Source organism: Xenorhabdus kozodoii (genome assembly GCF_002632875.1).
Classification (GTDB): Bacteria; Pseudomonadota; Gammaproteobacteria; order Enterobacterales; family Enterobacteriaceae; genus Xenorhabdus; species Xenorhabdus kozodoii.
In genome coordinates, this window is the sequence record NZ_NJCX01000012.1 from 25,342 (window position 1) to 50,840 (window position 25,499).

At 42.9% G+C, this 25,499-nt stretch carries 18 protein-coding genes and 1 pseudogene; 8 read left to right on the forward strand and 11 right to left on the reverse strand.

The features are described from left to right. Positions 1-285 precede the first annotated feature (285 nt). From Xkoz_RS09685 to Xkoz_RS09700, 4 genes are all read left to right on the forward strand, one after another. Positions 286-1,317: an ABC transporter substrate-binding protein gene (locus Xkoz_RS09685; RefSeq protein WP_099141967.1), complete on the forward strand. Its 1,032-nt coding sequence runs from the start codon at positions 286-288 to the stop codon at positions 1,315-1,317. A gap of 109 nt (positions 1,318-1,426) precedes the next feature. Then, positions 1,427-3,514 (forward strand): ABC transporter permease, encoded by a 2,088-nt coding sequence (locus Xkoz_RS09690; RefSeq protein ID WP_099141968.1) that lies wholly within the window; start codon positions 1,427-1,429, stop codon positions 3,512-3,514. Between the two features lie 15 nt (positions 3,515-3,529). Next, on the forward strand, positions 3,530-4,585 hold the full coding sequence (gene fbpC, locus Xkoz_RS09695) for a ferric ABC transporter ATP-binding protein (RefSeq protein WP_099141969.1): 1,056 nt from the start codon (positions 3,530-3,532) through the stop codon (positions 4,583-4,585). A 253-nt stretch (positions 4,586-4,838) separates the two neighbouring features. After that, the gene (locus Xkoz_RS09700; RefSeq protein WP_099141970.1) at positions 4,839-6,179 is read left to right on the forward strand and encodes an MATE family efflux transporter; all 1,341 of its coding nucleotides are present in this window, start codon (positions 4,839-4,841) and stop codon (positions 6,177-6,179) included. Positions 6,180-6,240: 61 nt separating this feature from the next. Here Xkoz_RS09700 and Xkoz_RS09705 read toward each other — a convergent pair whose 3' ends face one another. The 3 genes from Xkoz_RS09705 to Xkoz_RS09715 all read right to left on the reverse strand — a co-directional run bounded on the left by Xkoz_RS09705 (position 6,241) and on the right by Xkoz_RS09715 (position 8,096). Further along, on the reverse strand, positions 6,241-6,903 hold the full coding sequence (locus Xkoz_RS09705; RefSeq protein ID WP_099141971.1) for a DUF799 domain-containing protein: 663 nt from the start codon (positions 6,901-6,903) through the stop codon (positions 6,241-6,243). Then, positions 6,903-7,259, reverse strand: coding sequence for a DUF4810 domain-containing protein (locus Xkoz_RS09710; protein WP_099141972.1), 357 nt, complete (start codon positions 7,257-7,259; stop codon positions 6,903-6,905). Before Xkoz_RS09710 ends, Xkoz_RS09705 begins: the two co-directional genes overlap by 1 nt. Positions 7,260-7,424: 165 nt before the next feature. Next, positions 7,425-8,096 (reverse strand): CsgG/HfaB family protein, encoded by a 672-nt coding sequence (locus Xkoz_RS09715; RefSeq protein ID WP_099141973.1) that lies wholly within the window; start codon positions 8,094-8,096, stop codon positions 7,425-7,427. A gap of 606 nt (positions 8,097-8,702) precedes the next feature. On the opposite strand from Xkoz_RS09715, the gene Xkoz_RS09720 reads away from it, so the two are divergent. After that, positions 8,703-10,028: an SLC5/6 family protein gene (locus tag Xkoz_RS09720; protein WP_099141974.1), complete on the forward strand. Its 1,326-nt coding sequence runs from the start codon at positions 8,703-8,705 to the stop codon at positions 10,026-10,028. Between the two features lie 842 nt (positions 10,029-10,870). Then, positions 10,871-11,437, forward strand: a pseudogene (locus Xkoz_RS09725) (tyrosine-type DNA invertase); the annotation flags it as partial. A 352-nt stretch (positions 11,438-11,789) separates the two neighbouring features. Here Xkoz_RS09725 and yjiA read toward each other — a convergent pair. The 6 genes from yjiA to Xkoz_RS09755 form a co-directional block, all read right to left on the reverse strand. Next, positions 11,790-12,752, reverse strand: coding sequence for a GTPase (gene yjiA, locus Xkoz_RS09730; protein ID WP_099141976.1), 963 nt, complete (start codon positions 12,750-12,752; stop codon positions 11,790-11,792). 61 nt (positions 12,753-12,813) lie between these two features. After that, complete coding sequence (locus tag Xkoz_RS09735; protein ID WP_099141977.1) at positions 12,814-13,017, reverse strand: YbdD/YjiX family protein; 204 nt, start codon at positions 13,015-13,017, stop codon at positions 12,814-12,816. 137 nt (positions 13,018-13,154) lie between these two features. Beyond that, positions 13,155-15,308 (reverse strand): carbon starvation CstA family protein, encoded by a 2,154-nt coding sequence (locus tag Xkoz_RS09740; RefSeq protein ID WP_099141978.1) that lies wholly within the window; start codon positions 15,306-15,308, stop codon positions 13,155-13,157. Between the two features lie 300 nt (positions 15,309-15,608). Beyond that, entirely contained in the window at positions 15,609-17,027 is a 1,419-nt protein-coding gene (locus Xkoz_RS09745; RefSeq protein WP_208615241.1) for a phosphoethanolamine transferase, read from the reverse strand. Between the two features lie 421 nt (positions 17,028-17,448). After that, positions 17,449-18,258, reverse strand: coding sequence for a type I methionyl aminopeptidase (gene map, locus Xkoz_RS09750; protein ID WP_099141980.1), 810 nt, complete (start codon positions 18,256-18,258; stop codon positions 17,449-17,451). Positions 18,259-18,372: 114 nt separating this feature from the next. Next, positions 18,373-19,398, reverse strand: coding sequence for a Fic family protein (locus Xkoz_RS09755; protein ID WP_099142042.1), 1,026 nt, complete (start codon positions 19,396-19,398; stop codon positions 18,373-18,375). 377 nt (positions 19,399-19,775) lie between these two features. Between Xkoz_RS09755 and mutS the strand changes: the two genes are divergently transcribed. Both mutS and miaE read left to right on the forward strand, forming a co-directional pair. Then, positions 19,776-22,337, forward strand: a complete 2,562-nt coding sequence (mutS, locus tag Xkoz_RS09760) for a DNA mismatch repair protein MutS (protein WP_099142043.1) — start codon at positions 19,776-19,778, stop codon at positions 22,335-22,337. Positions 22,338-22,370: 33 nt separating this feature from the next. After that, complete coding sequence (gene miaE / locus Xkoz_RS09765) at positions 22,371-23,135, forward strand: tRNA isopentenyl-2-thiomethyl-A-37 hydroxylase MiaE (RefSeq protein WP_099141981.1); 765 nt, start codon at positions 22,371-22,373, stop codon at positions 23,133-23,135. Between the two features lie 242 nt (positions 23,136-23,377). On the opposite strand, the gene rpoS is transcribed toward miaE, so the two are convergent. Then, positions 23,378-24,373, reverse strand: coding sequence for an RNA polymerase sigma factor RpoS (gene rpoS / locus Xkoz_RS09775; protein ID WP_099141983.1), 996 nt, complete (start codon positions 24,371-24,373; stop codon positions 23,378-23,380). A gap of 53 nt (positions 24,374-24,426) precedes the next feature. After that, positions 24,427-25,497, reverse strand: coding sequence for a murein hydrolase activator NlpD (gene nlpD / locus Xkoz_RS09780; protein WP_099141984.1), 1,071 nt, complete (start codon positions 25,495-25,497; stop codon positions 24,427-24,429). Between the last annotated feature and the right edge of the window lie 2 nt (positions 25,498-25,499).

The window sequence follows — 25,499 nt, forward strand, 5'->3', positions numbered from 1 at the left end:
ATCTTGAAAGGCGACTGGTATAGCCACTATAAAATAGAGAAACCACTTAATAAAACAAGCAATAAAATTTACAACCAGAATAATCGATTAATCAATCAAGCAATAAAAAATGTTATTCACATTACAAATTCATCATTTCAAGTTGAATAACTTTAATTCACTCGTCATTATCTATTTGAAAAATATTTTCGATATTCCCCCTTACCTAAAAACAATACTAATTTGTTTTATTGATTTGATTATAAATACGTAAAACCAATATTTATGGACAGTAAGGAAGTTATAATGAAATTAAAATCTTTCCCTTCCCTGATCATGATGGGATTAACTCTTACAGCTATGACCAACAATGCCCAAGCAGCAGGACGGCTCGTTGTCTATTGCAGTGGCACCAATGCCCTATGTGAAACAGAAACACGTGCTTTTAGCGAAAAATACAAGGTGAAAACCACATTTATCCGAAATGGATCAGGTAGCACATTAGCCAAAATCGAAGCGGAAAAACGTAATCCACAAGCAGATGTCTGGTATGGCGGTACACTTGATCCCCACTCCCAAGCGGGAGAAATGGATCTTCTGTATCCTTATAAATCACCTAATTTAGACCAAATCATGACTCAATTCCGTGATCCGGCAAAACGCAAAGGAAATTACACTTCTGCGGTCTATATGGGAATTTTAGGTTTTGGGGTGAATACAGAACGATTGAAAGAGCAAAATCTGTCCATACCCGCATGCTGGAAAGATCTGATAAAACCAGAATATAAAGGTGAAATCCAAATTGCAGACCCACAAAGCTCCGGTACATCCTACACAGCATTGGCAACATTTGTCCAACTATGGGGAGAAACCGCGGCGTTCGATTACCTGAAAAAATTGAACCGTAATATTTCCCAATACACCAAATCGGGTATTGCCCCTGCACGTAATACTGCCCGTGGTGAAACAGCCATCGGAATTGGCTTTTTGCATGACTACTCACTGGAAGTTGAAAATGGCGCACCAATGAAACTCATTGCTCCCTGCGAAGGCACTGGATATGAAATTGGTGGTGTCAGCATCATCAAAAATGCCCGCAATATAGATAACGCCAAATTATTTGTCGATTGGGTACTCTCTAAAGAAGCTCAAGAGCTAAGCTGGAAGAAAGGCCAATCCTATCAGATCCTCACCAACACGACAGCAGAAGCCTCCCCCTTAACGTTAAAACCTACTGACTTAAATCTCATCAGCTATGACATGGAAAAATACGGTTCTAATAAAATGCGCAAGGAATTGATCAATAAATGGCTCACTGACGTCAAAATGAGGCAATAAATTCTCTCATTATCAATAAAGCCCATTCAAGTAGCGAGCCATCAATATGTGCTCGCTATCCGAATAATACGCTTTACCTACTCTCATTATACAATTTGTTGGGGGAATTATGTCTCACACCCTTACTTTGCAGAAAAAGCAAGGTCGGGATTCTGTTTTCTGGTGGATTATTCTGGCATGGCTGTCATTTGCCCTGCTGCCATCATGGAGTCTGGATTACGGCCTTTTTGATTCAACACTGGAAGAAGTTTTGGCTGCCTACGGCTGGCATAGCTTCAATATCAGTCTATTGTGGTTTACGTTGCCATCGGTCTTACTATTGCGTTCACCGTCTTCCAATAGCCGTGACAACCGTAGTATCCGTCAACGCGGCTATTTTGATGCGGGATATGCCTTGGTATGTGCACTTTTCATTATCATCAGCGCGACACTGACTGGACGCGGGCTTGGTTACTCCACAGTTATCCTGTTTATCTCATTAGGTGCAATTATTACCCTTGCCCTTACCCGTCTGGAATGGTTGGGGGGTGACCGTTTTGTCATTGGCTCGCTAGTCGCCATCATTGCATTAATTGGTCTATTTATTCTTTTTCCCAGCATCGCCATTTTTATCCCCATGTTTAAGGATGAGTCCGGTCATTTCGCCCCGTTCACGTTTATATCAATACTCGGACAATCCCATATCCTGAAAATCATTACCAATTCAGTGTTACTTTCCATTGCAGTCGGCCTGGGCTGTACATTCTTTGGATTGGTGTTAGCAATCTACACCGCCAGAATCGCCCAGCGTTCAGCTATCATTGGCCGCGTATTTTCCCTTCTGCCCATTGTAACGCCGCCATTCGTTGTCGGATTAGGCGTCACACTGATGATGGGGCGTTCCGGTTATATCACGGAATTTCTGTCTACGTGGTTTGGTTTAACTAACACAAACTGGTTATACGGTTTTACCGGGATCTGGATCGCCCAGGTGCTGGCCTTTACGCCAATGGCCTTTATGATCCTGGATGGTGCCATCAAGACGATTCATCCTTCTTTAGAAGAAGCTGCCTACACTCTGCGAGCTAATCGCTATCAAACTTTTTTCCATGTTTTTATCCCGTTGCTAAAACCGGCTCTCGCCAATGCCTTTTTGATTGTGATTGTCCAGTCTCTGGCTGACTTTAGTAATCCGCTGGTGTTGGGAGGCAACTTTGACGTGCTAGCGACCCAAATTTATTTCTATATCACAGGCTCACAACTCGATTATCAGGCTGCCAGTACGTTAGGCGCATCGCTGCTGGTCTTCTCACTCTTGGTTTTCTGTGTCCAATATCTCTGGATTGGCAAACGCTCTTATGTCACGGTTTCCGGTAAGTCTTACCGTGGTGATGTGCAACCTTTGCCCGTTTCGCTGGTATGGAGTGTTTGCTCTCTGTTATTCATTTGGGTGGTCTTTAATATCCTGCTGTATGGCAGCATTTTCTATGGCAGTTTCACTGTCAATTGGGGAGTGGATTACACCCTGACGCTGGATAATTTCATCAAACTGTTTGGACAAGGAATGGGCGATGGTGCATGGCCTTCGTTATTGGATACATTGCTATATGCCGGTATTGCTGCTCCCATTACTGCCATTTTTGGGCTATTGATTGCCTATATCGTGGTGCGTCAGCAATTCCGTGGCAAGAAAGTCATTGAGTTCACGACTATGCTCTGTTTTGCCGTGCCTGGCACAGTAGCAGGGATATCTTATCTTCTGGCTTTCAATGATGCGCCATTCTATCTCACGGGGACAGCTTTCATTATCATCATCTCCATGACGATGCGAAATGTCCCTGTTGGTATTCGAGCCGGTATTGCCGGACTTGGGCAAATTGATAAATCGCTGGATGAGGCTTCTCTCAGCCTGCGGGCAGGTTCAATGAGAACCATTTTGCATATTCTGCTACCACTCTTACGCCCCGCTATCTTATCTGCATTGGTTTACAGCTTTGTTCGCGCCATCACCACAGTCAGTGCCATCGTATTTTTGGTCACACCGGACACGCGCGTAGCAACGGCTTATATCCTGAACCGCGTGGAAGACGGTGATTATGGTTTGGCTATCGCGTATGGCTCCATTCTGATTGTGGTCATGTTGGCGATAATTTTCTTATTTGATTATTTAGTTGGCGAAGCACGGGTTTCCCGCTCAAAAGCTAAAAATACCCAGTAATCAAGGAGTGACGATATGACGCAGCAACATTTTGTCGAATTAAAAAATGTGACCAAACGATTCGGGAATAATACCGTGATCGACTCGCTGAATTTAGCGATTCCACAAGGACACATGGTGACTTTACTGGGTCCATCAGGATGCGGTAAAACAACCGTGCTAAGGCTGGTGGCGGGGCTGGAAAAACCAACAGAAGGCCATATTTTCATTGATGGTGAAGATGTTACCGACCGTTCTATTCAACAGCGGGATATTTGCATGGTGTTCCAGTCTTATGCGCTTTTTCCGCATATGTCATTGGGGGAAAACATTGGTTATGGGCTGAAAATGCTGGGACGACCCAAAACTGAGATCCGCCAGCGCGTCAAGGAAGCATTAGAGTTAGTCGATTTGGCTGGCTTTGAAGATCGCTATGTTGACCAAATATCCGGAGGGCAACAACAGCGTGTCGCTTTGGCTCGCGCGCTGATCCTCAAACCCAAGGTACTATTATTCGATGAGCCATTGAGTAACCTTGATGCCAACTTGCGCCGCAATATGCGTGAGAAAATCCGCGAGTTACAGCAACAATTTAATATCACTTCACTCTATGTCACCCATGATCAAAGTGAGGCCTTTGCCGTTTCTGATACCGTTCTCGTTATGAATAAAGGCAAGATCATGCAGATGGGTTCACCACAAACTTTATATCGTCAACCCGCTTCGAAATTTATGGCGAATTTTATGGGCGACGCCAATATCTTTCCTGCCCTACTGGCGGCGGATTATGTAGAAATAGGCCAATATCGTCTGCCCCGCCCACCCCATTTCACCACAACGCAAACATCAGCGACTGTTGGCGTTCGCCCTGAGGCGATTACCTTGAGTCTACAAGGCAGCGAAAGCCAGCGCTGTAAGATTCATTATGTCGCGTATATGGGGGCACAATATGAAGTCACGGTTGACTGGCACGGACAAATGCTACTACTGCAAGTCAATGCCACTCAACTGCAACCCAAAGTGGGTGAGAATTATTATCTGGAAATTCATCCGATCGGGATGTTTGTTTTGGACGCGGAGATACCCGATTAAAGTTAACCAATCCACGATAAAATAACCCAATTTATGGGTTCCTTTTGGAAAAATAACGCTACAACATCCATCTCCTGCGGTCATCGCCGCAGGAGATTTTTTATCCGGCCAAATCTTTCTACAAACCAAGGACATAAATCGCCCATTTCTCTATTAACTTATCAACAAACCCTGTAAAATCATCTATGATTTCTGGATATACCACACCACCAAAAAAACCATTCATTTCACTTCTCATAAATAGGTTTTACGAATGCATCAGTCTGATGTTGTTGATCGCTCACTTTTTTCGCTCAGCTGGCCGATCTTCATTGATATCTTTCTGCATATGGCGACTTTATTGATTAATACATACATGGTCAGCCATATCTCTTCTGCTTATCTTGCTGCAATGGGAGTAGGTAATCATGTTTTTGATCTCTTTATTACGATTTTTAACTTTATCAGCGTAGGTTGCAGTGTTGTTATCGCACAATATCTGGGATCAGGAAAACGCGATAAGGCGGGTCAGGCAATCCATATTTCCATTGCCTTTAATTTTGTACTGGGTTTCAGTTGTGCACTTATCACCGTGTTCTTCGGTTATAAGATCCTGTCTATCATGAACCTGCCCGAAAATCTGATGGACGATGGGTTCGCTTATCTGCATGTTCTTGGTATCTGTCTGATCCCCGAAGCCATTTCGATTATTCTGGCCGCCTGTCTGCGGGTTTATGGAAAGTCAACCTCGGCCATGTATGTCACGCTGATTGCCAACTTACTCACGATTGGCGGTAATATGATCGTGCTGTATGGATTCTTTGGGCTGCCTCAATATGGGCTGGAAGGCGTGGCGTGGTCTACGGTATTTGGTCGTACTGTTGCGGTTATTTTGCTCTGTGGATTACTGTTTTGTGGTTTGAAGATCAAATTTGAACCTAAATTACTCGTGAACTGGTCCAGGAATATGTTGAGCAAAATCCTGCATATTGGCTTACCCGCCGCGGGTGAGAATTTGGTGTGGATCCTGCAATATATGACTGCGCAAGCGTTTATCGGTCTGATGGGGGAAATCTCTCTGGCGGCGCAAACCTTGTATTTCCAGCTATCCCTGCTCATTATGCTGTTTGGTATCTCTATCAGCATTGGTAATGAGATTATGGTGGGTCATCTTGTTGGGGCAAAACGCTTTGAAGATGCCTATATTCGGGGGCTGAAAAGCCTGCGCATTGGTGTGATTTTTACGGTAGGCATCGTCTTGACGTTCTGGATTTTCAGGGAACCCCTCCTCAATGTCATGACGGAAGATCAGAATATCGTTGAACTGCTGCTGCCATTGTTCCTGCTCTCGGTCTTTTTAGAGCCTGGGCGTACTTTCAATATTGTCATGGTCAATGCGCTGCGAGCTTCCGGTGATGCCCGTTTTCCCCTCTATACCGCGATAATTTGTATGTGGGGAATTTCTATTCCCGTCGGTTATTTTCTGGGAATTACCCTGGGTATGGGGATCTTGGGGATCTGGATAGGATTCTTCTGCGATGAGTGGCTTCGTGGGTTAGTGAATGCCTGGCGCTGGAAATCTAAAAAGTGGCAAACTAAGCGATTAGATATCTAATTAAAAAATAAATATAAACAATGCCGCAGCCTGCCTGCGGCATTGTTTTAATCAAACCTTATCATTTTTCTTTGCCGTAGAACGCTGAACGTGGGCCATATAGCAAATGTCCATATCCGTCCCCCCCTGCGCTTAACAAGCGATTGCTGGTAATGCCTGCAATATCATGCCCCTTGTCCATAACCGTATTCGTGATTTGGGAGATGGCGGCCGATACCAGCTTGTCAATTAAACCACCGCTAGAGTAATTGTCATTTTCTGTGGAAGAGGCTGTCGCAAAACCACTCCACAGTAGCTTACCTGTACGCAAATCCACCAGGCGGGCTTTTGCACTCACGCGGGTATCACTGTTAATAATTTTATATTGCGTACCGTATTGAGTGATATTCAGGTAAAGCGCAGAATCGGCACCAAAGATGTCATACAGCTTTTTGTAACTGATATTGTGGATATCCCGCGCTTCTGTGACACCATTTTGGCGGAAAGTTTCTTCAACCACGGCAACGGGATAAACATAATAGCCGGATTCTGCCAACGGGTAAGTCACTTGGGACAGAAAACTGCCAGCCGCCTGTACTTCCACGGATTTATTGACGGCGGGCAATACCAAAATAGATTTGGGTTTACTTTCTTTTAATGCTGAATAATCAAACGACTTCTTGTTGGCACACCCGGTCAGTACCAGCAATAATAAGGCACCCATCGCCCCCAAAAAACGTTTCATTATTTCACTCCCTTATTCTTGTTTAACAGGAAATCCATATAAGGTGCTGACTCAGGAAATAAATTTTTCTCTCTCTCAAATTGCTGGAAAGCGTCTTCAATATTGCCAATTTTGTTGTAAAGCAACCCCATTTGCGCGTGCAAACCCGGTGGGACAGGTTTATCTTTAGACGACGCTTGCTGAACAACTTGCTGTAATTCTTGGAGTTGTTCCTGTATCCCGGTTTGATCCTGTTGATAATATTGGTACAGGGTTGTTTGATAATCACCCCACTCATATATCGTCTTCGGTGTATTTGAGCATCCCACCAATAATAGTGCCCCCAGAAACATTCCTATTTTTTTTATCAAAAACATACCACCTTGTTCTCCATAAAATATTTCATATATTAATAAATAAGATTTCAAAACTGTCGGACACTTTCTTACTCCTCGTGCTGCAAGGAGTCAGGGGTAAACTAAATTTGCGTGTCTTACTATTGTGAAACGCTATTTATTTAAGAAAGTGTTCATATTTAAAAATTAATTTGTTGGCTTCCATACACCATTATCAATACCCGCGACCAGATCATTAACTGCTTCACGGATTGCCAGATCTAATACCTTGCCATTCAGCGTTGAGTCGTAACTGGAAGTACTACCAAATCCAATGAGTTCACGGCTGGAAAGTTTATATTCTCCGGCACCGGCAGAGGAAAAAACAACTTCAGATGTATCAATGTTGACAACATTTAGCATCACTTTTGCATGAGCAATTTGTGATTTGCCGCGCCCCAAAATACCCCATAATTGATGGTCACTCACTTCCTTACGCCCAAATTCAGTCACGGAGCCCGTAATAATATAATTAGCGCCTTTTAGTTTTTGCGTTTTACCCTGTAAATCCGTTTCCATTTTCAACTCGGCCAAATTGGTGCGTTCCAATACATTAAAACGACCTGTTTGTTGTAAATGTGTTACAAGGATCGTTGTTGACTGGTTTCCCAGGCGGTCAACCCCATCAGAGAAAATACCGTTTTGGTAGCTTGAGCGATTTTCGAATTTACCGACTGCAATCGGGCTGCGAATACCGGCATAGGTCGTTTTATAAGAAGTGACTTTTTGTACTGGAAGTGTTGATGAAGATTCCATTGCACAACCGGCCAGCATGAGAGAGGCCAGGCAAATTGTGGCTAATGTAAATTTGTTTTTCATTATTATATCTTCCTGAATGGCTGTTAAAATATACCCATTTAATTTTTATATAGCAGATGCCGCCAATATAAAAGCAGGGGATAATAAATATTGTTGCCGTAAAAGTCCATTCAATTAAATATAATTTATTGAGTAACCCTATGATAACTTGACATCAATTACGGTATTAAATAAAACAAATCAATGTTATTTTTGATAGTCATGCGCCATAAATACCCATAAATTTTCTGAAAATATCTTCGGAATAACGACTCAATAGAATAAAGACTCAGACACATCATAGATAAATAAATTTTATCACTGAGAGACTCACGCCGCAAAAACCATAACAAGGGAGAAATGTCTGATTAGACATTGATTTTTCTTTATTTACCACCATCAATCAGAATTAAGATATGAGTTTCGCCATTTTTGCAGTAAAAAACTCTAGAACAACGGGTTAAAATACAGCATAATATTAATAAATTAAAGGATTTAATCCCTTCTCGATTTCTTCTTTATGCAGCAATTGTTCTCTCATAAGCCATATTCGTTGGCCTGTTTAGGGAAGTTTTCCTCCTTGAAATTCTTGACTATCAGCACACGATAATTCACTGACTAATAGATATGAAAACAGCAACAAAAACCAATGACGTCACGCCACCGTTATCTCCATCGGCCAAACGTGCCAACATGACGGAGGCAGAATGGAAAAAGGCAATAAAATTCGACCATACCGATACCGGTTGGATCATTATGAGTATTGGCATGGCAATCGGAGCCGGAATTGTTTTCTTGCCTGTTCAGGTTGGATTAATGGGATTATGGGTTTTCCTGCTCTCTTCCATTATTGGTTATCCCGCCATGTATCTTTTTCAGCGACTCTTCATCAATACCCTGGCGGAGTCACCGGAATGCAAAGATTATCCTAGCATCATCAGTGGCTATTTGGGGAAAAACTGGGGTATTCTGCTAGGTGTACTCTACTTCATTATGCTGGTGATCTGGATGTTCGTTTATTCCACCGCGATAACCAATGATAGCGCGTCTTACCTGCAAACATTTGGGATAACCGATGAATTAATGTCGAAAAATCCGCTTTATGGATTGGTACTAATCTGTGCATTAGTCGCTATCGCTTCCCGCAGTGAACAATTGCTCTTCAGAATATCCAGCCTGATGGTGATAACGAAGCTATTTGTTATCGCAATATTAGGATTTTCCATGATGGGTATGTGGCATCTTTACAATATCGGGGCATTACCTCCCCTTGGTTTATTGATCAAACAGGCCATTATCACACTACCTTTTACGCTCACCTCTATCCTGTTTATCCAGACACTTAGCCCAATGGTCATTTCTTATCGTCATCGGGAGAAAAACCGTGAAGTTGCCCGTCACAAGGCACTACGAGCGATGAATATTGCCTTTGGCGTCCTGTTTTGTACGGTATTTTTCTATGCCATCTCGTTTACACTGGCGATGGGACATGATGAAGCCGTCAAAGCCTATGAACAGAATATTTCAGCGCTGGCGATTGCCGCCCAGTTCTTTCCCGGCAGTTGGGTCATAGTCGTCAGTATCCTGCTCAATGTTTTTGCCGTGATGACGGCCTTTTTTGGCGTTTACCTCGGATTTCGCGAAGCTAGCCAAGGAATTGCCATGAATGTTCTTGGCCGTTTGATGCCTGCTGAAAAAATCAATGAGAAATGGGTTCAAAGAGGCATCATGGTTTTTGCCATCTTATTAGCCTGGAGCGCGATTATCTTAAATGCGTCGGTATTGAGCTTTACGTCTATCTGTAGCCCAATATTTGGTATCGTTGGTTGCCTTATTCCTGCCTATTTGGTTTACAAGATCCCCAGCTTGCACCATTACAAAGGAATGTCGCTTATCTTGATCATTTTTACCGGTATCTTACTCTGTGTTTCCCCTTTTCTGGCCTTTTCCTGATATGAGGGCCATGTTTAAGAAAACTCATTACGCTTAATTTTGCTATTTAAGTTTACTCTGTGCGCCGCAAGGACCTCCTTTCAGGCAGGAAATATAAGGCGCATTTAAATAATGACACGATATTTAATGAATCACGAAAAATATCTATTTAATTAAATTTCACAAATTGAATAAAAAACGATTAATTTCTTAAACCTCCCACAAAACAATGATAACCACAAAAACTATAACTTAAGTTACAAAATCGGTTAAAACTCTCCCACTAATCTGATGTTATCCTGAATATTCTTCCCTAATTCCCTATCAACAATGCTCATTTTTTACCCAAAAATTCATAACAAGTCAGAATAAAAAACCAATAATTAATTAAAACATGAAATATTATTTCAAAATAATCTGACAAAAGTCACTTTTTAATCAACTATAAGGCATTATATAAACAACTTAGATAAATCATTTACTTTTTCCACTAAATGCAGTAAAAATACAAACCCAATACACTTAAAAGGTATTTAAAAAGAATAAAAAACTAAAAAATAAACCAGGCCAAATGATTAGTTGTAAAGTTCAATAGAATTGTTTTTATATGTGGAATTCTATTTATGATTGCCCCATTCTGTATATCAGGATCACATAGCACGTATTTATACGATTTCAATTAGCACTTTCATTAAAAATAAGACGAAAAGAAGCGGCAAATTTTTTTATTTGCTGTACCCCAATTTAATTAATCTGGTATTTTGTCAATCATGTTTAAAAAACATTAATGTTTTATTGTATTCGACTGGCTTAAATACCTTGCTATTCACAATTCATCTCTTTGATTTTATAGGAATGATAATTTCATGAAGCAACGTAAATTTTTAACCCGATACGAAATAGACGCAATTTTGGAAGAAACAAAACAAGGGCGTCACGCAGAGCGAGATTATTGCATGTTATTAATGTGTTTTATTCACGGTTTTAGGGTAAGTGAGCTATGTAATCTGCGTTTATCTGATCTCGATTTAAATTCAGCAATCATTCACATCAGACGGTTAAAAGGTGGGCTTTCAACCACACACCCTTTAATTCCAGAAGAAATCGAAGCACTCAATAAATGGTTAGATATTCGTCAAAAATGGCGGGAAGCCGATTCCCAGTGGGTATTTCTCTCTCAAAAATCTGGCCCTGTTTCACGGCAACAAGTTTATGGATTATTAAAACGTTATGGAAAGCAGGCCTCTGTCAGCGTTTCTCCACACCCACATATGTTAAGGCACGCTTGCGGTTATGCGTTAGCTGATCTCGGTCGTGATACTCGCTTGATTCAAGATTATCTCGGCCATCGTAATATTTCACATACCGTCATTTATACGGCCAGTAATGTGAAACGTTTTTCCAGAATTTGGGAATCTCACTCTAAATAACTGTGTTATTTTTTTGCTGTTTTCACTAACATGATCTGTTATTGCAACAATCTCCACTCATTAGTTTGTGGAGATTGCCGGTAGATAAAATGGGCAATGCTATGAACATCTAAAATAAGTTTCTATTTTATACGCATAACCAACTTAATTTGTGAATGGCTTTTGTTTTTATTGTTCCATATTTGTTAATGCGATAATTTAAATTTTTACAGAAACAGAAATCTAACAGGTAAATATATAAATTAAATTTCTATTTAAATTTGAGCAGCGAATTTATATAAACAATTTCACTGCTCAATAAGAAATAAAAAATGAACAATCAAAATTCCACAGAAAATTATTATTCAACCCATTATTCTTCAAATAATTCCGCGAATTTCTCCCTGATTTCCTGTTCTGGCAGATCGATACCAATAAAAACCAGCACGCTTTCACGCGCTTCATCATCACGCCATTCTCTGTCCCAATCCGCACTATATAGACGCTGGACTCCCTGAAAAAGCAGCCGGCGTGTCTCCCCTTTAATAGCCAGAAGTCCTTTGTAACGCAGGAGGTTATCCGCGAAACTCAGCAATAATGCTTCCATCAAATTAGACACTTCCGACAGTTCAACTGGGTACGATAAGTTAACGACAATTGACTGGACTGAATTTTGTTGTGTAGGCACAAATCGGAATACAGGCGCCGAAACCGTCAGTTTGTCATTCAATATAAAACCTTCTATATCAAACAGTAAGCCTAAATCTGCTTCTCCCTGAATAACGTTATGAACGGGCGCCCTGGCATTGATTCGTTGCAAACGTTCAATGAGGGCCTCATGAACCGGGGCAACATCTGTTTTCGTTAACAGAACTCGGTCTGCATACCCTACCTGCGCCTGTGCGATGGAAAAACGATCTAACTGTTGTTCCGCATGAACCGCATCCACCAGCGTGATGATGCCATCCAGTACAAAACGCTGGCACAAAACTTCATGGGAAAAGAAAGTCTGCGTAATCGGGCCAGGATCGGCCATACCGGTACATTCGATAATCAGGCGGTCAAAATCAATCTGCCCTTTATCCATGCTATCCAGCAAGTCCAATAATGCCTCTTCCAATTCATTCGAACGACTACAGCAGATACATCCGTTACTTAATGTCTTAATCTGAGTGGCACGATCACCAATCAATTCATCATCAATAGGGACTTCACCAAATTCATTTTCAATAACCGCTATTTTATAACCATGATTGGCATTGAGGATATGACGCAGCAGCGTCGTTTTACCTGATCCCAAAAAACCGGTCAGGATCGTGACGGATATTGGTTGCATTTTCGTTTCCCGATATTTCTTAACTGCCAAATAATTTCCAATGAATTAGCCACTTTTTTCACTAACAGCAGCGCATTCCACCTTTGCCATCGCCGCCATAGCGAGCATTCTGGCGTTCACGAAAAAACGCTTCATAAGTCATATAAGGCTTATCTGGGTGGTTTTCCTTCATGTGTTGTACATAAGTCTCGTAGTCGGGAACCCCCACCAACATACGGGCAGCCTGCCCCAAATATTTGCCTGCCCGACCAAGATGACCAAACATAAACTGTTCTCCAAAGTTTGTTCGATTAAGGAATAATTTCCCAACAAAAAATACCCCACATCATACAAAGCCAATTATGTGGGGTATTGTTGTGACTGATACAAAATAATTTGGTCGGTATCAGTTTTCGTATCTCATTAGTGCGTAGAAGAGACTTTCACCCCACCTTCTGGAACGGGCACATAAGGCGTTTCATTATCAGTACGCTGCGGGTTTTTACTCGCTTGTATCGCAGTTTTGATGCCATAGATAATGATGCTATACACCACGATCAGGAACAGAATGCTTAAACCCGCATTGGTGTAGTTGTTGACAACAATGTGATTCATATTACTGATTTGCCCAGCCGTCAATTCTGCCCCACCTTCGGCAATCCGCTGCTTGTATTCTTTAGCCAGGAAGAAGAAGCCCTCAAGACGTGGGTTATCACTGAATAATTTCAGCCCCAGTGCCCATGTAGTACAAATCAACAACCAAACCGCAGGAATAACGGTTACCCAAATATATCGGGTGCGTTTCATCTTAATCAGAACAACCGTACCCAATACCAGCGCAACAGCAGCCAACATCTGATTAGAGATACCAAACAGCGGCCACAAGCTCTTAACGCCGCCTAATGGATCAACCACACCTTGGTACAGCAAATATCCCCATAAGCCAACACAACCGGCTGTACCGATGATGCCCGCAATCAGGGAATCCGTTTTTTTCAGGAATGGCACAAAGTTACCCAAGAGATCTTGCAACATGAAACGGCCAGAGCGAGTACCTGCATCCAGCGCTGTGAGGATGAACAGCGCTTCAAACAGAATACCAAAGTGATACCAGAAGCCCATATTTGCCGCAGGCATGATCTGATGGAATACGTGGGCAATACCCACGGCCAGAGTTGGCGCTCCTCCTGCACGGTTCAGTACGGAGGGTTCACCAATATCTTTTGCGGTTTGCAAAATCTGATCCGGTGAAATAACAAAGCCCCAGGAACTTACAGTCGCGGCCGCCTGAACCGTGACTTCTTTCAAGGAAGCCATAATCATTGGTGCTTCAGCCGTACCCAAGTTATGCAGATCAGGCATGGTAATGCCCAATGCGGCCGGAGGGGTATTCATAGAAAAATACAGGCCAGGTTCAATGATGGATGCAGCAACCAATGCCATGATGGCCACAAACGACTCCATCAACATCGCACCATAACCAATAAAACGGGCATCTTTTTCATTTGCCAGCAGTTTAGGCGTCGTCCCTGAAGCGATCAGGGCATGAAAACCCGATACCGCACCGCAAGCAATCGTAATGAACAAGAATGGGAACAGCGCTCCTTTCCAAACCGGCCCTGTACCATCAATGTATTGTGTGACGGCAGGCATTTTCAGTTCAGGATTCAGGATGACAATCCCAATCGCAAGGCCAACAATGACCCCAATTTTCAGGAAGGTTGCCAGGTAGTCACGTGGTGCCAAAATCAGCCAAACGGGCAATAACGCAGAAATAAAGGCATAACCGATCAGGGCATAAGTGATGGTGGTGTCTTTGAACGTCAGCGCGGGTCCCCAGTAAGGATCTGCGGCAACAACACCACCAAACCAAATGGCAGCAATCAGCAGGATAATACCAATCACGGAGACTTCACCCACCCGCCCCGGACGGAGATATCGCATGTAGATCCCCATGAAAAGCGCAATGGGTACGGTTGAGCAAACAGTAAATACGCCCCACGGGCTTTCCGCCAATGCTTTCACGACGATTAAGGCCAGCACGGCCAAAATGATGATCATGATTAAGAAGCAACCAAACAAGGCGATGGTGCCTGGCACCCGCCCCATCTCTTCTTTGACGATCTCACCCAGTGATGCTCCATTGCGGCGGGAGGAGATAAACAGCACCATAAAGTCCTGCACGGCTCCGGCAAGCACGACCCCGGCCAGCAACCACAATGTGCCTGGCAGATAACCCACCTGTGCCGCCAATACTGGCCCTACCAACGGGCCTGCCCCTGCAATGGCCGCAAAATGGTGACCAAACAGGACATTTTTGTTGGTGGGAACATAGTTCAAACCATCATTATTGACAACTGCGGGGGTTGCTCGCGTGGCATCCAGCTTCATCACCTTGGTGGCGATATACAGGCTGTAGTACCGATAAGCAACCAAATAAACCGCTACGGAAGCGACGATGATCCACAAAGCGCTAACATGTTCTCCCCGACGCAGCGCAACAACACCAAGACAGAATGCGCCAATTATCCCCAATATCACCCAAGGGATATGTTTTAACCATTTATTATTGTTCATAAAACTTCCTTTTCCACAGTAAGACGAACAGCAAGTCATTATTTAATTTTTACTTCTTTCTCCATAAACCAACCCTCTACGGCCGGCAGAAAGAAATACCTATCAAGGTGTATACTCCTCGCCACACTGCACTATGATATAAAACTCTCTCTGATAAGACTGGAAGGATCTTAGCCAACGGTTGAATACCCGATTAAGCGGTCAAAATCCCCCAATCAGTGGTTCACACACATAAAGCATGAGCCAGGTTTTGTGAGGTAACTCACTGACGCGATAACTTGAAAGACGAAGCTCCCTTCATCAATCAAAGTTAATCGCGTCATCCTTTAAGTGGTTAAAGTCCTTATATGCGTGACTAAATGAAATCACGGTATGTTGGTTCGGACAGGATTGGTTAGAAAACCAGGCACATTTAGATGCCAGGCGAGGTTCCTCAATTCCCAACCATGTGGATAGCATAGAAAGTAGGTTCAAACCGCTGCGATGGGCATCGATGATATTTTTGCTTGCTGTTTTTTTGTCGGTATTTTTAAGCGCATAGTCGTAACCAGTAATAATAAAGGGAACTTGATAATTCTGTTTATTACTGTCGTTATGGGTCAAATTCTCACTGTCTGTGTTCTCATTCACCAATGACAAACCATGATCCGCAAAGTAGATCATAGCCCAGTGGAGTTGATTTTTATTGGCAATACTTTCAATATCAGCCAGCAGGTTATCCGTATTATGGATACTCTGGAGATAACATGAAATATTTTTGGAATGAAAATAGGTGCCGTATTTATCATTCGTTCGGGTACAAGGTTGTGGATGCGAACCCATTAAGTGAATAACGATCAGTTTCTTTTTCTGTTCATTCTTCACTAATGCCTTGCGAATATAAGGCAATAAATTTTCATCCGGCATATAGCTGCGATCATCAGAACTGCCTTCTTTTAGAAAAGTGTAATGATGGGCTTGCTGCCCTATCAGCGCTATAGGAGAATCAAACCCGCCCTTCATTCCCTGATTGGAGAGCCAGTAAGTTTCAAATCTCGCTTTTTTCGCCAGTGAAACAATACTGTTGTTTAATTGAATTTCGTTTGCCTCACGCATCGCCAGAGAGTGAGTCAAAGAGAGCTGTGTCGACGGTGCCGCGGAAATATAGTTGGTTAATATTGTGGCATTCGCGTTATCCAACCAAGGGGTGTTTTTATCCGCAAACCCGTAAGCACTCATCAAATCTTTTCGAACGCTTTCACCGATCACCATAATATAGGTATCGTATTTTTCTTCTTTCACGACAGGCTGCCAGTTATCCCGATAGTTAATGATCTTGGCAAATCGGTTATTTTCTGACATGACTTGCTGGTAACTCTGATAGGCATCACTGAAAAAACGAACTTCCGGCAAACTGGTGTGCAGAAGTTCCGAACTATCTGCAAAACCCGATTTTATATACCCTTTGACTGGTGACCAGAAAGCGGAAATAAAGAACAGGGCAAATAACCCTTTTTTACTTTTACCTGATAAGGTGACATTTAGCTTAAGTGAAAATATCATCAAAACAAAGATAGCTATGGCAGTTAAATACGTTGAAACAGAAAGACCACTAATATATTCCGCTGCTTCACGCTTATTTGTATAGATTAATGATCCTACTGCATTGATATCTGGATAGCCGTAATTGAGGCCAATTGGGGTATAGAGCATTCCCAGCAATGAGAAAAAAGTAATCAAAAAGAGATATATTCGTCTACTGATAGCCGCCGAAAATAAAAAAAACGCAAAGGCACTGAAAACATATATCAATTTTAACTGATACCCCAAACATTGATGTATCAGAAAAATAAGGAAGAAAAGAACAATAAAACCAGAGAAGTTCTTATTTGTATAACGCCAAGACATAGTCACCCTGTAATTTCTATTTACGATTTAAGTAAATTCATTATATTTGAAAAAAATCCAGCCTACAGATTTTGTTTAAAATCCCAACAATGGCACCCTGTTAGCCAGCCTGGAGAATAAGGATAAGTCTACCCGATTTTACCCATGACTCATTCAATTGATTGCAAAAAGAGGCGTATTTAATGACAAAATAAAACCCAACACTGCACAGCACAGTATTGGGAAAGCGGCACATAGCCAAACACATTGTGAGCTATGGATTGATTGACAGGTAACGTTCAAAAGATCCGCGCTCTTCATCGCGCAGCGTCAACACCTTAAAGCCATCATGAGTGACCAAAACCGTATGTTCAAATTGAGCCGATAACCGACGATCTTTAGTCGTCACTGTCCAACCATCTTTATGCAGTTTAATCTCCTTTTTGCCTTGGTTAATCATAGGCTCAATCGTGAAAGTCATTCCCTCTTCCAGCATAAGACCTTTTCCCGCCTTGCCGTAATGCAGGATTTGTGGCTCCTCATGCATACTGCGACCAATACCATGCCCACAATATTCACGTACTACTGAGTAATTATTCGCTTCGGCATGTTGCTGTATCGTATACCCAATATCCCCCAGAGTGATGCCGGGTTTGACAATTTTAATGGCCTTATATAAGCACTCTTGAGTCACATCAACCAGACGTTTGGCATGGGATGGCACGTCCCCGACACAAAATGTGATGCTGCTATCACCGTAATATTCTTCTTTTTTGACGGTGACATCCACATTAACGATATCCCCATTTTTCAGCTTCTTTTCCGCCGGCCAGCCATGACAAACAACGTGATTAACGGAAGTATTGACTGTATAAGGAAAACCATATTGCCCCAGGCTACCCGGTATCGCATCAAGCGTACTGATAATGTAATCATGGCAAAATGCGTCAATTTCAAGCGTCGTGATGCCAGGCACGATAATCGAACGAACAGCTTCAAGTACTTGACCTGTTAAGCGTCCTGCTATTTCCATCTTCTCAATTTCGTCCCTGTTTTTTATCAATATCTCGTTGCTTCTTGTCATATTATTTTTCTCTTAATGTAGGTTTCTTTTTAATCATGCACCTGCATTAATGAATAATTCAAGCCAACATTTATCCCGGATTTTTCTCACCCAAAGGGGATAATTATTCGCTAATTACTTAACTCGCCAATAACCGCCTTTCTTCGCCCCAACACGGCTCAAATACCCTGTATCCCGTAATATTTTAATATTTCGCTCTATTGTACGCCGACTTAGCCCTAATTCTTCAGCCAATTGGGTTATGGTAATGGCAGGATAAGCAATAATAGCCGATAAGATTTTCTGCGATGTGGCACTCACTGGTTGTGGTTTTTCTACCGACATTTCTACCGGCATTTGTACCGACATTTCTACCGACATTGCGACAGCATTCTGTTTTTGAAGATCCAGATTTTCTTTAAGTGCTTCGGCTAATTTTTCCAGCATAAAATTGATAAATAGCGTACAGTCACTGGTGCGGTCACATTCCCTAAGTACCTGATAATAATCTTGTTGTTGATAATGAATTAACGTTTCTACCGGTAACCACGCTAATTCAGGACGCCATTCGCTCAAAATCAATGTTTGCCACAAGCGCCCCATACGGCCATTACCGTCGGTAAAGGGATGAATAAATTCAAACTCATAATGGAAAATTGAACTGGAGATTAATGGATGGGTATCCGTCTGTTTCAACCATGTCAGCAACTCACCCACTAACCGTGGTATTTGACTAGCAGGGGGAGCCATATGGATTAACTGTTTTTCTCGATAAATTCCCACACCTCCCCAGCGAAATTGTCCTGGGCGATCAACCAATCCAGTCATCAGTAACCGATGTGCAGTCAGTAAATCCGTTAATCGGGAGCTACGCCAATCCGGTAGTTTTTCATAGGCCAATATAGCATTACGCACCTCCTGAATATCTCTTATCGGTGCCAGCACACGTTTTCCATCAATAATTGCTGTCACCTGCTCCGTAGACAGATTATTATTTTCAATTGCCAATGATGCCTGTATGGTACGAATGCGATTCTCTTTACGTAATAAAGGCGACGCAGTCTCCGCTTGCATTGACCAACGCCCTAGTAATTCACCAATTTCCACCACTCGATTAAGTATGTCTGGGGTAATAGTATAAGGAGGTTGGTAAGTAGCCACGATAATTTCCTCTAAATCCATCAATTCTCAATATCTCTAATAGAATTCAAATGCTTTCTGCCATAGGTTTTCTATTACTTGATAGCATGACTTAAACCAAACAACAATCGAGCCGCTTCGCAATCCTGCTGAATTGTGAAAAAATCTGATACATTCCTGCGAGTAATCCTGCTAACCTACCCTTTAAATCGTCCTAATCGCACCCACAGATGAATCACACAGATTATCAGTGATAAGATAGCGTTTTCGCCCAGGATGAGGTCTATTAGCGTTCCATCCTTAGCTGATTATATTTAGGTTTTGTCATTTAGATGGGTTGACTGAGTGTCGATAGCCCAACTGAGTCAACAGGAATAATAAAATTGAATCAAGTCAATATGAAAGAATCTCCAGCAAAGGATATAGATAGCCATACTCCCATGATGCAGCAGTATCTGCGTCTGAAAGCGCAGCATCCCGATATTCTGCTGCTTTATCGGATGGGAGATTTTTATGAGTTGTTCTTTGATGATGCCAAAAAAGCGGCGAAGTTACTGGATATTTCCCTAACCAAGCGCGGGCAATCGGCGGGTCAGCCGATTCCAATGGCGGGTGTCCCTTATCACGCCATCGAAAACTATCTGGCAAAACTGGTGCAACTCGGTGAATCGGCGGCAATCTGCGAACAAGTTGGTGATCCTGCAACCAGTAAAGGCCCTGTTGAGCGCAAAGTTGTGCGTATTGTCACCCCTGGCACTGTAACGGATGAAGCCTTGCTACATGAGCGGCAGGATAATCTGCTGGCCGCTATCTGGCATGATAGCCAAGGCTTTGGTTACGCGACGCTGGATATCACTTCTGGCCGTTTCCGCGTGTCTGAAATGTCCGATGAAGAGAGTATTGCCGCAGAATTGCAACGTACCCGCCCTGCGGAGCTGCTCTATCCTGAAACCTTCGACCCTATGACGCTGATTGAACGTTGTCATGGCCTGCGCCGACGCCCAATGTGGGAATTTGAGCTGGATACCGCAAGGCAACAACTGAATTTACAATTTGGCACCCGTGACCTGATTGGCTTTGGTGTGGAAAAAGCGACACTCGCCCTGCGGGCAGCAGGTTGTTTGTTGCAATATGTCAAAGATACCCAACGCACCGCATTACCCCATATTCGCAGCATGACGATGGAACGCCAGCAAGAAACGGTCATCATGGATGCCGCCACCCGCCGTAATCTGGAGCTGACACAAAATTTATCCGGCGGTACTGAGAATACCCTGGCTTCGGTACTTGACCAGTGTGTCACACCGATGGGCAGTCGCATGTTGAAACGCTGGCTGCATACACCAACCCGCAATCAAGATGTGCTGGAAAACCGTTACCAGGCCATTTCTGCATTACAGGAAATCGGTTATGAATTGCGGCCCTTTTTGCGCCAAGTCGGCGACCTGGAACGTGTTCTTGGCCGCCTTGCCCTCCGCTCTGCTCGTCCCCGTGATCTGGCCAAAATGCGCCATGCTTTCCAGCAATTGCCTGATATTCATCAGATCCTGATATCTTCTGATTCTCCCTATATTCAGAGGCTACAACAGCGTGTGGGACATTTTGATGCATTGCAGACACTACTGGAGAATGCCATTGTCGAAACGCCACCTGTGCTGGTGCGTGACGGTGGCGTTATTGCCACAGGTTATCATACTGAACTGGATGAGTGGCGAGCACTGGCCGATGGCGCCAGTGATTATCTGGATAAGCTGGAGATCCGCGAACGCGAGAAACTTGGCATTGATAGCCTAAAAGTGGGCTTTAATGCAGTACATGGTTACTATATTCAAGTCAGCCGTGGGCAAAGCCATTTAGTGCCAATTCATTATGTTCGTCGTCAAACACTGAAAAATGCGGAACGCTATATCATTCCTGAGTTAAAGGAATATGAGGACAAGGTGCTCACTTCCAAAGGCAAAGCGCTTGCCATTGAAAAGGCCTTGTACGAAGAGTTATTTGATCTGTTGCTGCCTCATCTGGCCGATTTGCAAACCTGTGCCGAAGCGCTGTCAGAACTTGATGTACTGGCAAACCTTGCCGAACGTGCTGAAACCTTAAATTACACCCGCCCGATACTGGCGGATAAAGTGGGTATCCAGATCACTGGCGGACGACATCCGGTTGTCGAGCAAGTATTGAGCGAACCGTTTATTGCTAACCCATTAACGCTCTCGTCACAGCGCCGTTTATTGATCATTACCGGGCCGAATATGGGGGGAAAAAGTACCTATATGCGTCAGGCAGCGTTGATTACGTTGATGGCTTATATTGGCAGCTTTGTTCCCGCCGAAAAAGCGGTGATTGGTCCGGTCGATCGCATCTTTACCCGTGTTGGTGCGTCTGATGACTTGGCGTCAGGTCGTTCTACCTTTATGGTGGAAATGACTGAAACTGCCAATATCCTGCATAACGCGACTGAATACAGTTTGGTTTTAATGGATGAGATTGGCCGGGGTACATCGACGTATGATGGCTTATCCCTGGCCTGGGCTTGTGCTGAAGGTTTAGCCAATCGAATCAAGGCAATGACCCTGTTTGCGACTCACTATTTCGAATTGACAACACTCCCTGAGAAACTGGAAGGTGTCGCCAATATCCATCTTGATGCGGTCGAGCATGGCGATACCATTGCTTTTATGCACAGCGTGCAGGATGGGGCTGCAAGCAAGAGTTATGGACTGGCGGTTGCCGCGCTGGCAGGTGTTCCACGTGAGGTGATTAAACGTGCTCGCCAAAAATTAAAAGAGCTGGAATCACTCTCCAATCATGCGACGGCAGGCCATGTCGATACACCACAATTGACCCTGCTGACAGAAGAAACCTCTCCAGCCGTTGAAGCATTGGAAAACCTGAATCCAGATACCCTGACACCTCGTCAAGCATTGGAATGGATTTATCGCCTAAAAGATATGGTTTAACAAAGATAGGGTTTAACCATGAATGGAATGACAATGAAGTTTGATACTAATCTGTTAGCCCCCATTTATCAATTTTTACAGTGCGAAACTCCCGACCAATGGGTCGAAAAGGCTCGGCAACCTGAGAGTTTGCCAATTTTGTTGCGCGATCATCTGCTATGCGAATTGAAAGCAGCACAAAGTGCGATGTTCTTAATTCGTAAGTATGCCGTTGATCTTGAGAGTGCCGATACTCTGCTGGCTTGGTTTCAACCCTATGAAGATTTTGCCTACAAAAAAATAGGCGATATTCATTCATTAAAAGGAAAAAACCAGGCCACCAAGCAAATTATCGCCCGGCCAAAATCACCTTACAGCCAAGATCTCATCGATAAGATGGTGTTATTGATTAAAGAAGAGTTGCACCATTTTTATCAAGTCTTAGAAATCATGGATGCCAGAGGAATAAGCTATGACAGTATCAGTGCCAGCCGCTATGCTAAATCCCTATTTCAGCATGCCACCCACCATGAACCTTATACCTTGGTCGATAAGTTGATTATTGGCGCTTATATTGAAGCACGCTCATGCGAACGTTTTGCAAAATTGGCTCCCCATCTGGATGAAGATTTGGGTAAATTTTATGTTTCCCTGCTACGTTCAGAAGCTCGCCATTATCAAGATTATTTGACACTGGCGCAGTCAATATCTAAAGAGGATATGACAGAGAGAGTGAATTATTTCGGCCAGGTTGAAGCGGAACTTATTCAAACTCCCGATCATGATTTTAAATTTCATAGTGGTGTTCCCATTATCTAAAATTGATAAATGAAACACCAAATGGCCATGAAAATATAAATAAGTGAATAAATAAAAGGTGGGCTGATTTAGCCCACCTTAAGATTACGACCGAATACACCATTATCTTTTCAATTGTCACTTCAGTAATTACTCCTACTCTTTCCAACGACCTGATTATCTTTGTTTCTGGAAATTGGTTTATTTTTTCACTACGCCACAATTTGAAATTTCTTAGGTATAAGTTCATTCGGTATAAAAGATTAAGTGCGGAATAAAGATTCCATATTCAGACCTTGGGAATGCAATATATCCTTCAAGCGACGTAATCCTTCAACTTGGATCTGTCTTACTCTCTCCCTGGTTAAACCTATTTCTCGCCCAACGTCTTCTAATGTCTCTGCTTCGTATCCAAGCAAACCGAAACGGCGAGCCAAAACCTCGCGCTGTTTTGCGTTCAGTTCAAACAACCATTTCACGATGCTCTGTTTCATGTCATCATCTTGAATCGTTGTTTCCGGCCCTGAATCATTTTCATCAGATAAAATATCCAATAATGCTTTATCTGAATCACCACTAATTGGTGTATCGACAGAAGTAATGCGTTCGTTAAGCCGCATCATACGACTTACATCTTCAATGGGTTTATCCAGTTTCTCCGCAATTTCTTCGACACTGGGTTCATGGTCCAATTTATGTGCCAGTTCTCTTGCCGTACGTAAATAGACATTTAATTCTTTGACGATGTGAATAGGCAGACGGATCGTGCGAGTTTGGTTCATAATGGCACGTTCAATTGTTTGACGGATCCACCATGTCGCATAAGTAGAAAAACGAAAACCCCTTTCAGGATCAAATTTTTCCACTGCACGAATAAGCCCGAGGTTACCTTCTTCAATCAGATCTAGCAGTGCTAATCCACGATTGCTATATCGGCGGGATATTTTTACAACCAATCGCAAATTGCTTTCAATCATACGTTGGCGTGCAGCAATATCTCCTCGCAATGCTCGTCTGGCAAAAAAAACCTCTTCCTCTGCTGTCAGCAGAGGCGAGAAACCAATCTCTCCGAGATAAAGTTGTGTTGCGTCAAGAACCCGTTGGTTTACCCCTTGTAACAACTCCAAATCTTCATCAAGATCAGCTACATCATCCTCATCTTTCAGCAACGCTTCATCAAAGTCATCAGCTTCCGTGCTATTTTCGTCTAAATCCGCATCATCATACAACTCATTAACTTTAAGCGTACCTTGGCTCATCAGCTGCTCCTACCCATGATAATGCGGGCAGGAATTAAGATCCCTGCCCCGGTTTATCGCTGCGGAAGATAACGCAGCGGGTTTACGGATTTTCCCTTATAGCGAATTTCAAAATGCAATCTTACTGAACTTGTTCCGGTGCTACCCATAGTGGCAATTTTTTGCCCCGCCTGGACATCCTGCTGATCACGAACCAACATTGTGTCGTTGTGTGCATAGGCACTCAGGTAGTCATCGTTATGTTTTATTATTATTAGATTTCCATAGCCACGTAACACATTTCCGGCATAAACCACTTTCCCACCAGCGGTTGCAAATACGGGTTGGCCACGACTCCCCGCAATATCAATGCCCTTATTTCCCCCTTGAGAATCAGAGAAGCCCTCAAGAATTTTTCCTTCTGCCGGCCACCTCCAACTATTAATAGTTTCAATACCATTAATGGTGTTATTTATTCCCGCATCTGCTGCCGTAAATACTTTTGAATCTGCATTGTTGTTTTCAGAAATAGTCACCTTTGGCAACATTTTTCCTGAACTCGGTCTATCAATATTTGCAGGATACGCATTAATTTTTTGAAAATCAACCTGCTTAATTTTAGATTGAGTACTATTTGATGCTATTAATACACCATTTTTGGAGGTTGCATTACCAATTCTCAGGAGTTGACCAACATTTAAGCTATAAGGCTCTGAAATATTGTTTCTGAGAGCTAGATCACGAAAATCATCCCCTGTAACCCAGGCTATATAAAACAAGGTATCGCCATGTTTAACCGTATAAGTGTTCCCGTTGTAGCTTCCCTTGGGGATATTTTCGTAGTTGCGTCTATAGATGATTCGCCCTTGGGACGAAGTGCTATTAGCAGCATCATTCACTAGCTGACGGTTTTTAGCAGCATGATTATCTGATACACGATCCTTTGAGATTGAAGGAGGAGAAGATGGCATTGGTGTCGAAATTGATGACGGTTTGGAGAACAATCCTCCGTTTTTTCCCTTATTGTCGATATTCACTATTGGCGCTGGACGATTGGGTGTATTACTGCAACCTACCAGCATAACGCCCATAACAGTGCTGGCGATTATCCACTTTATTTTTTTCACTGGGCTTTCTAGATTCATAC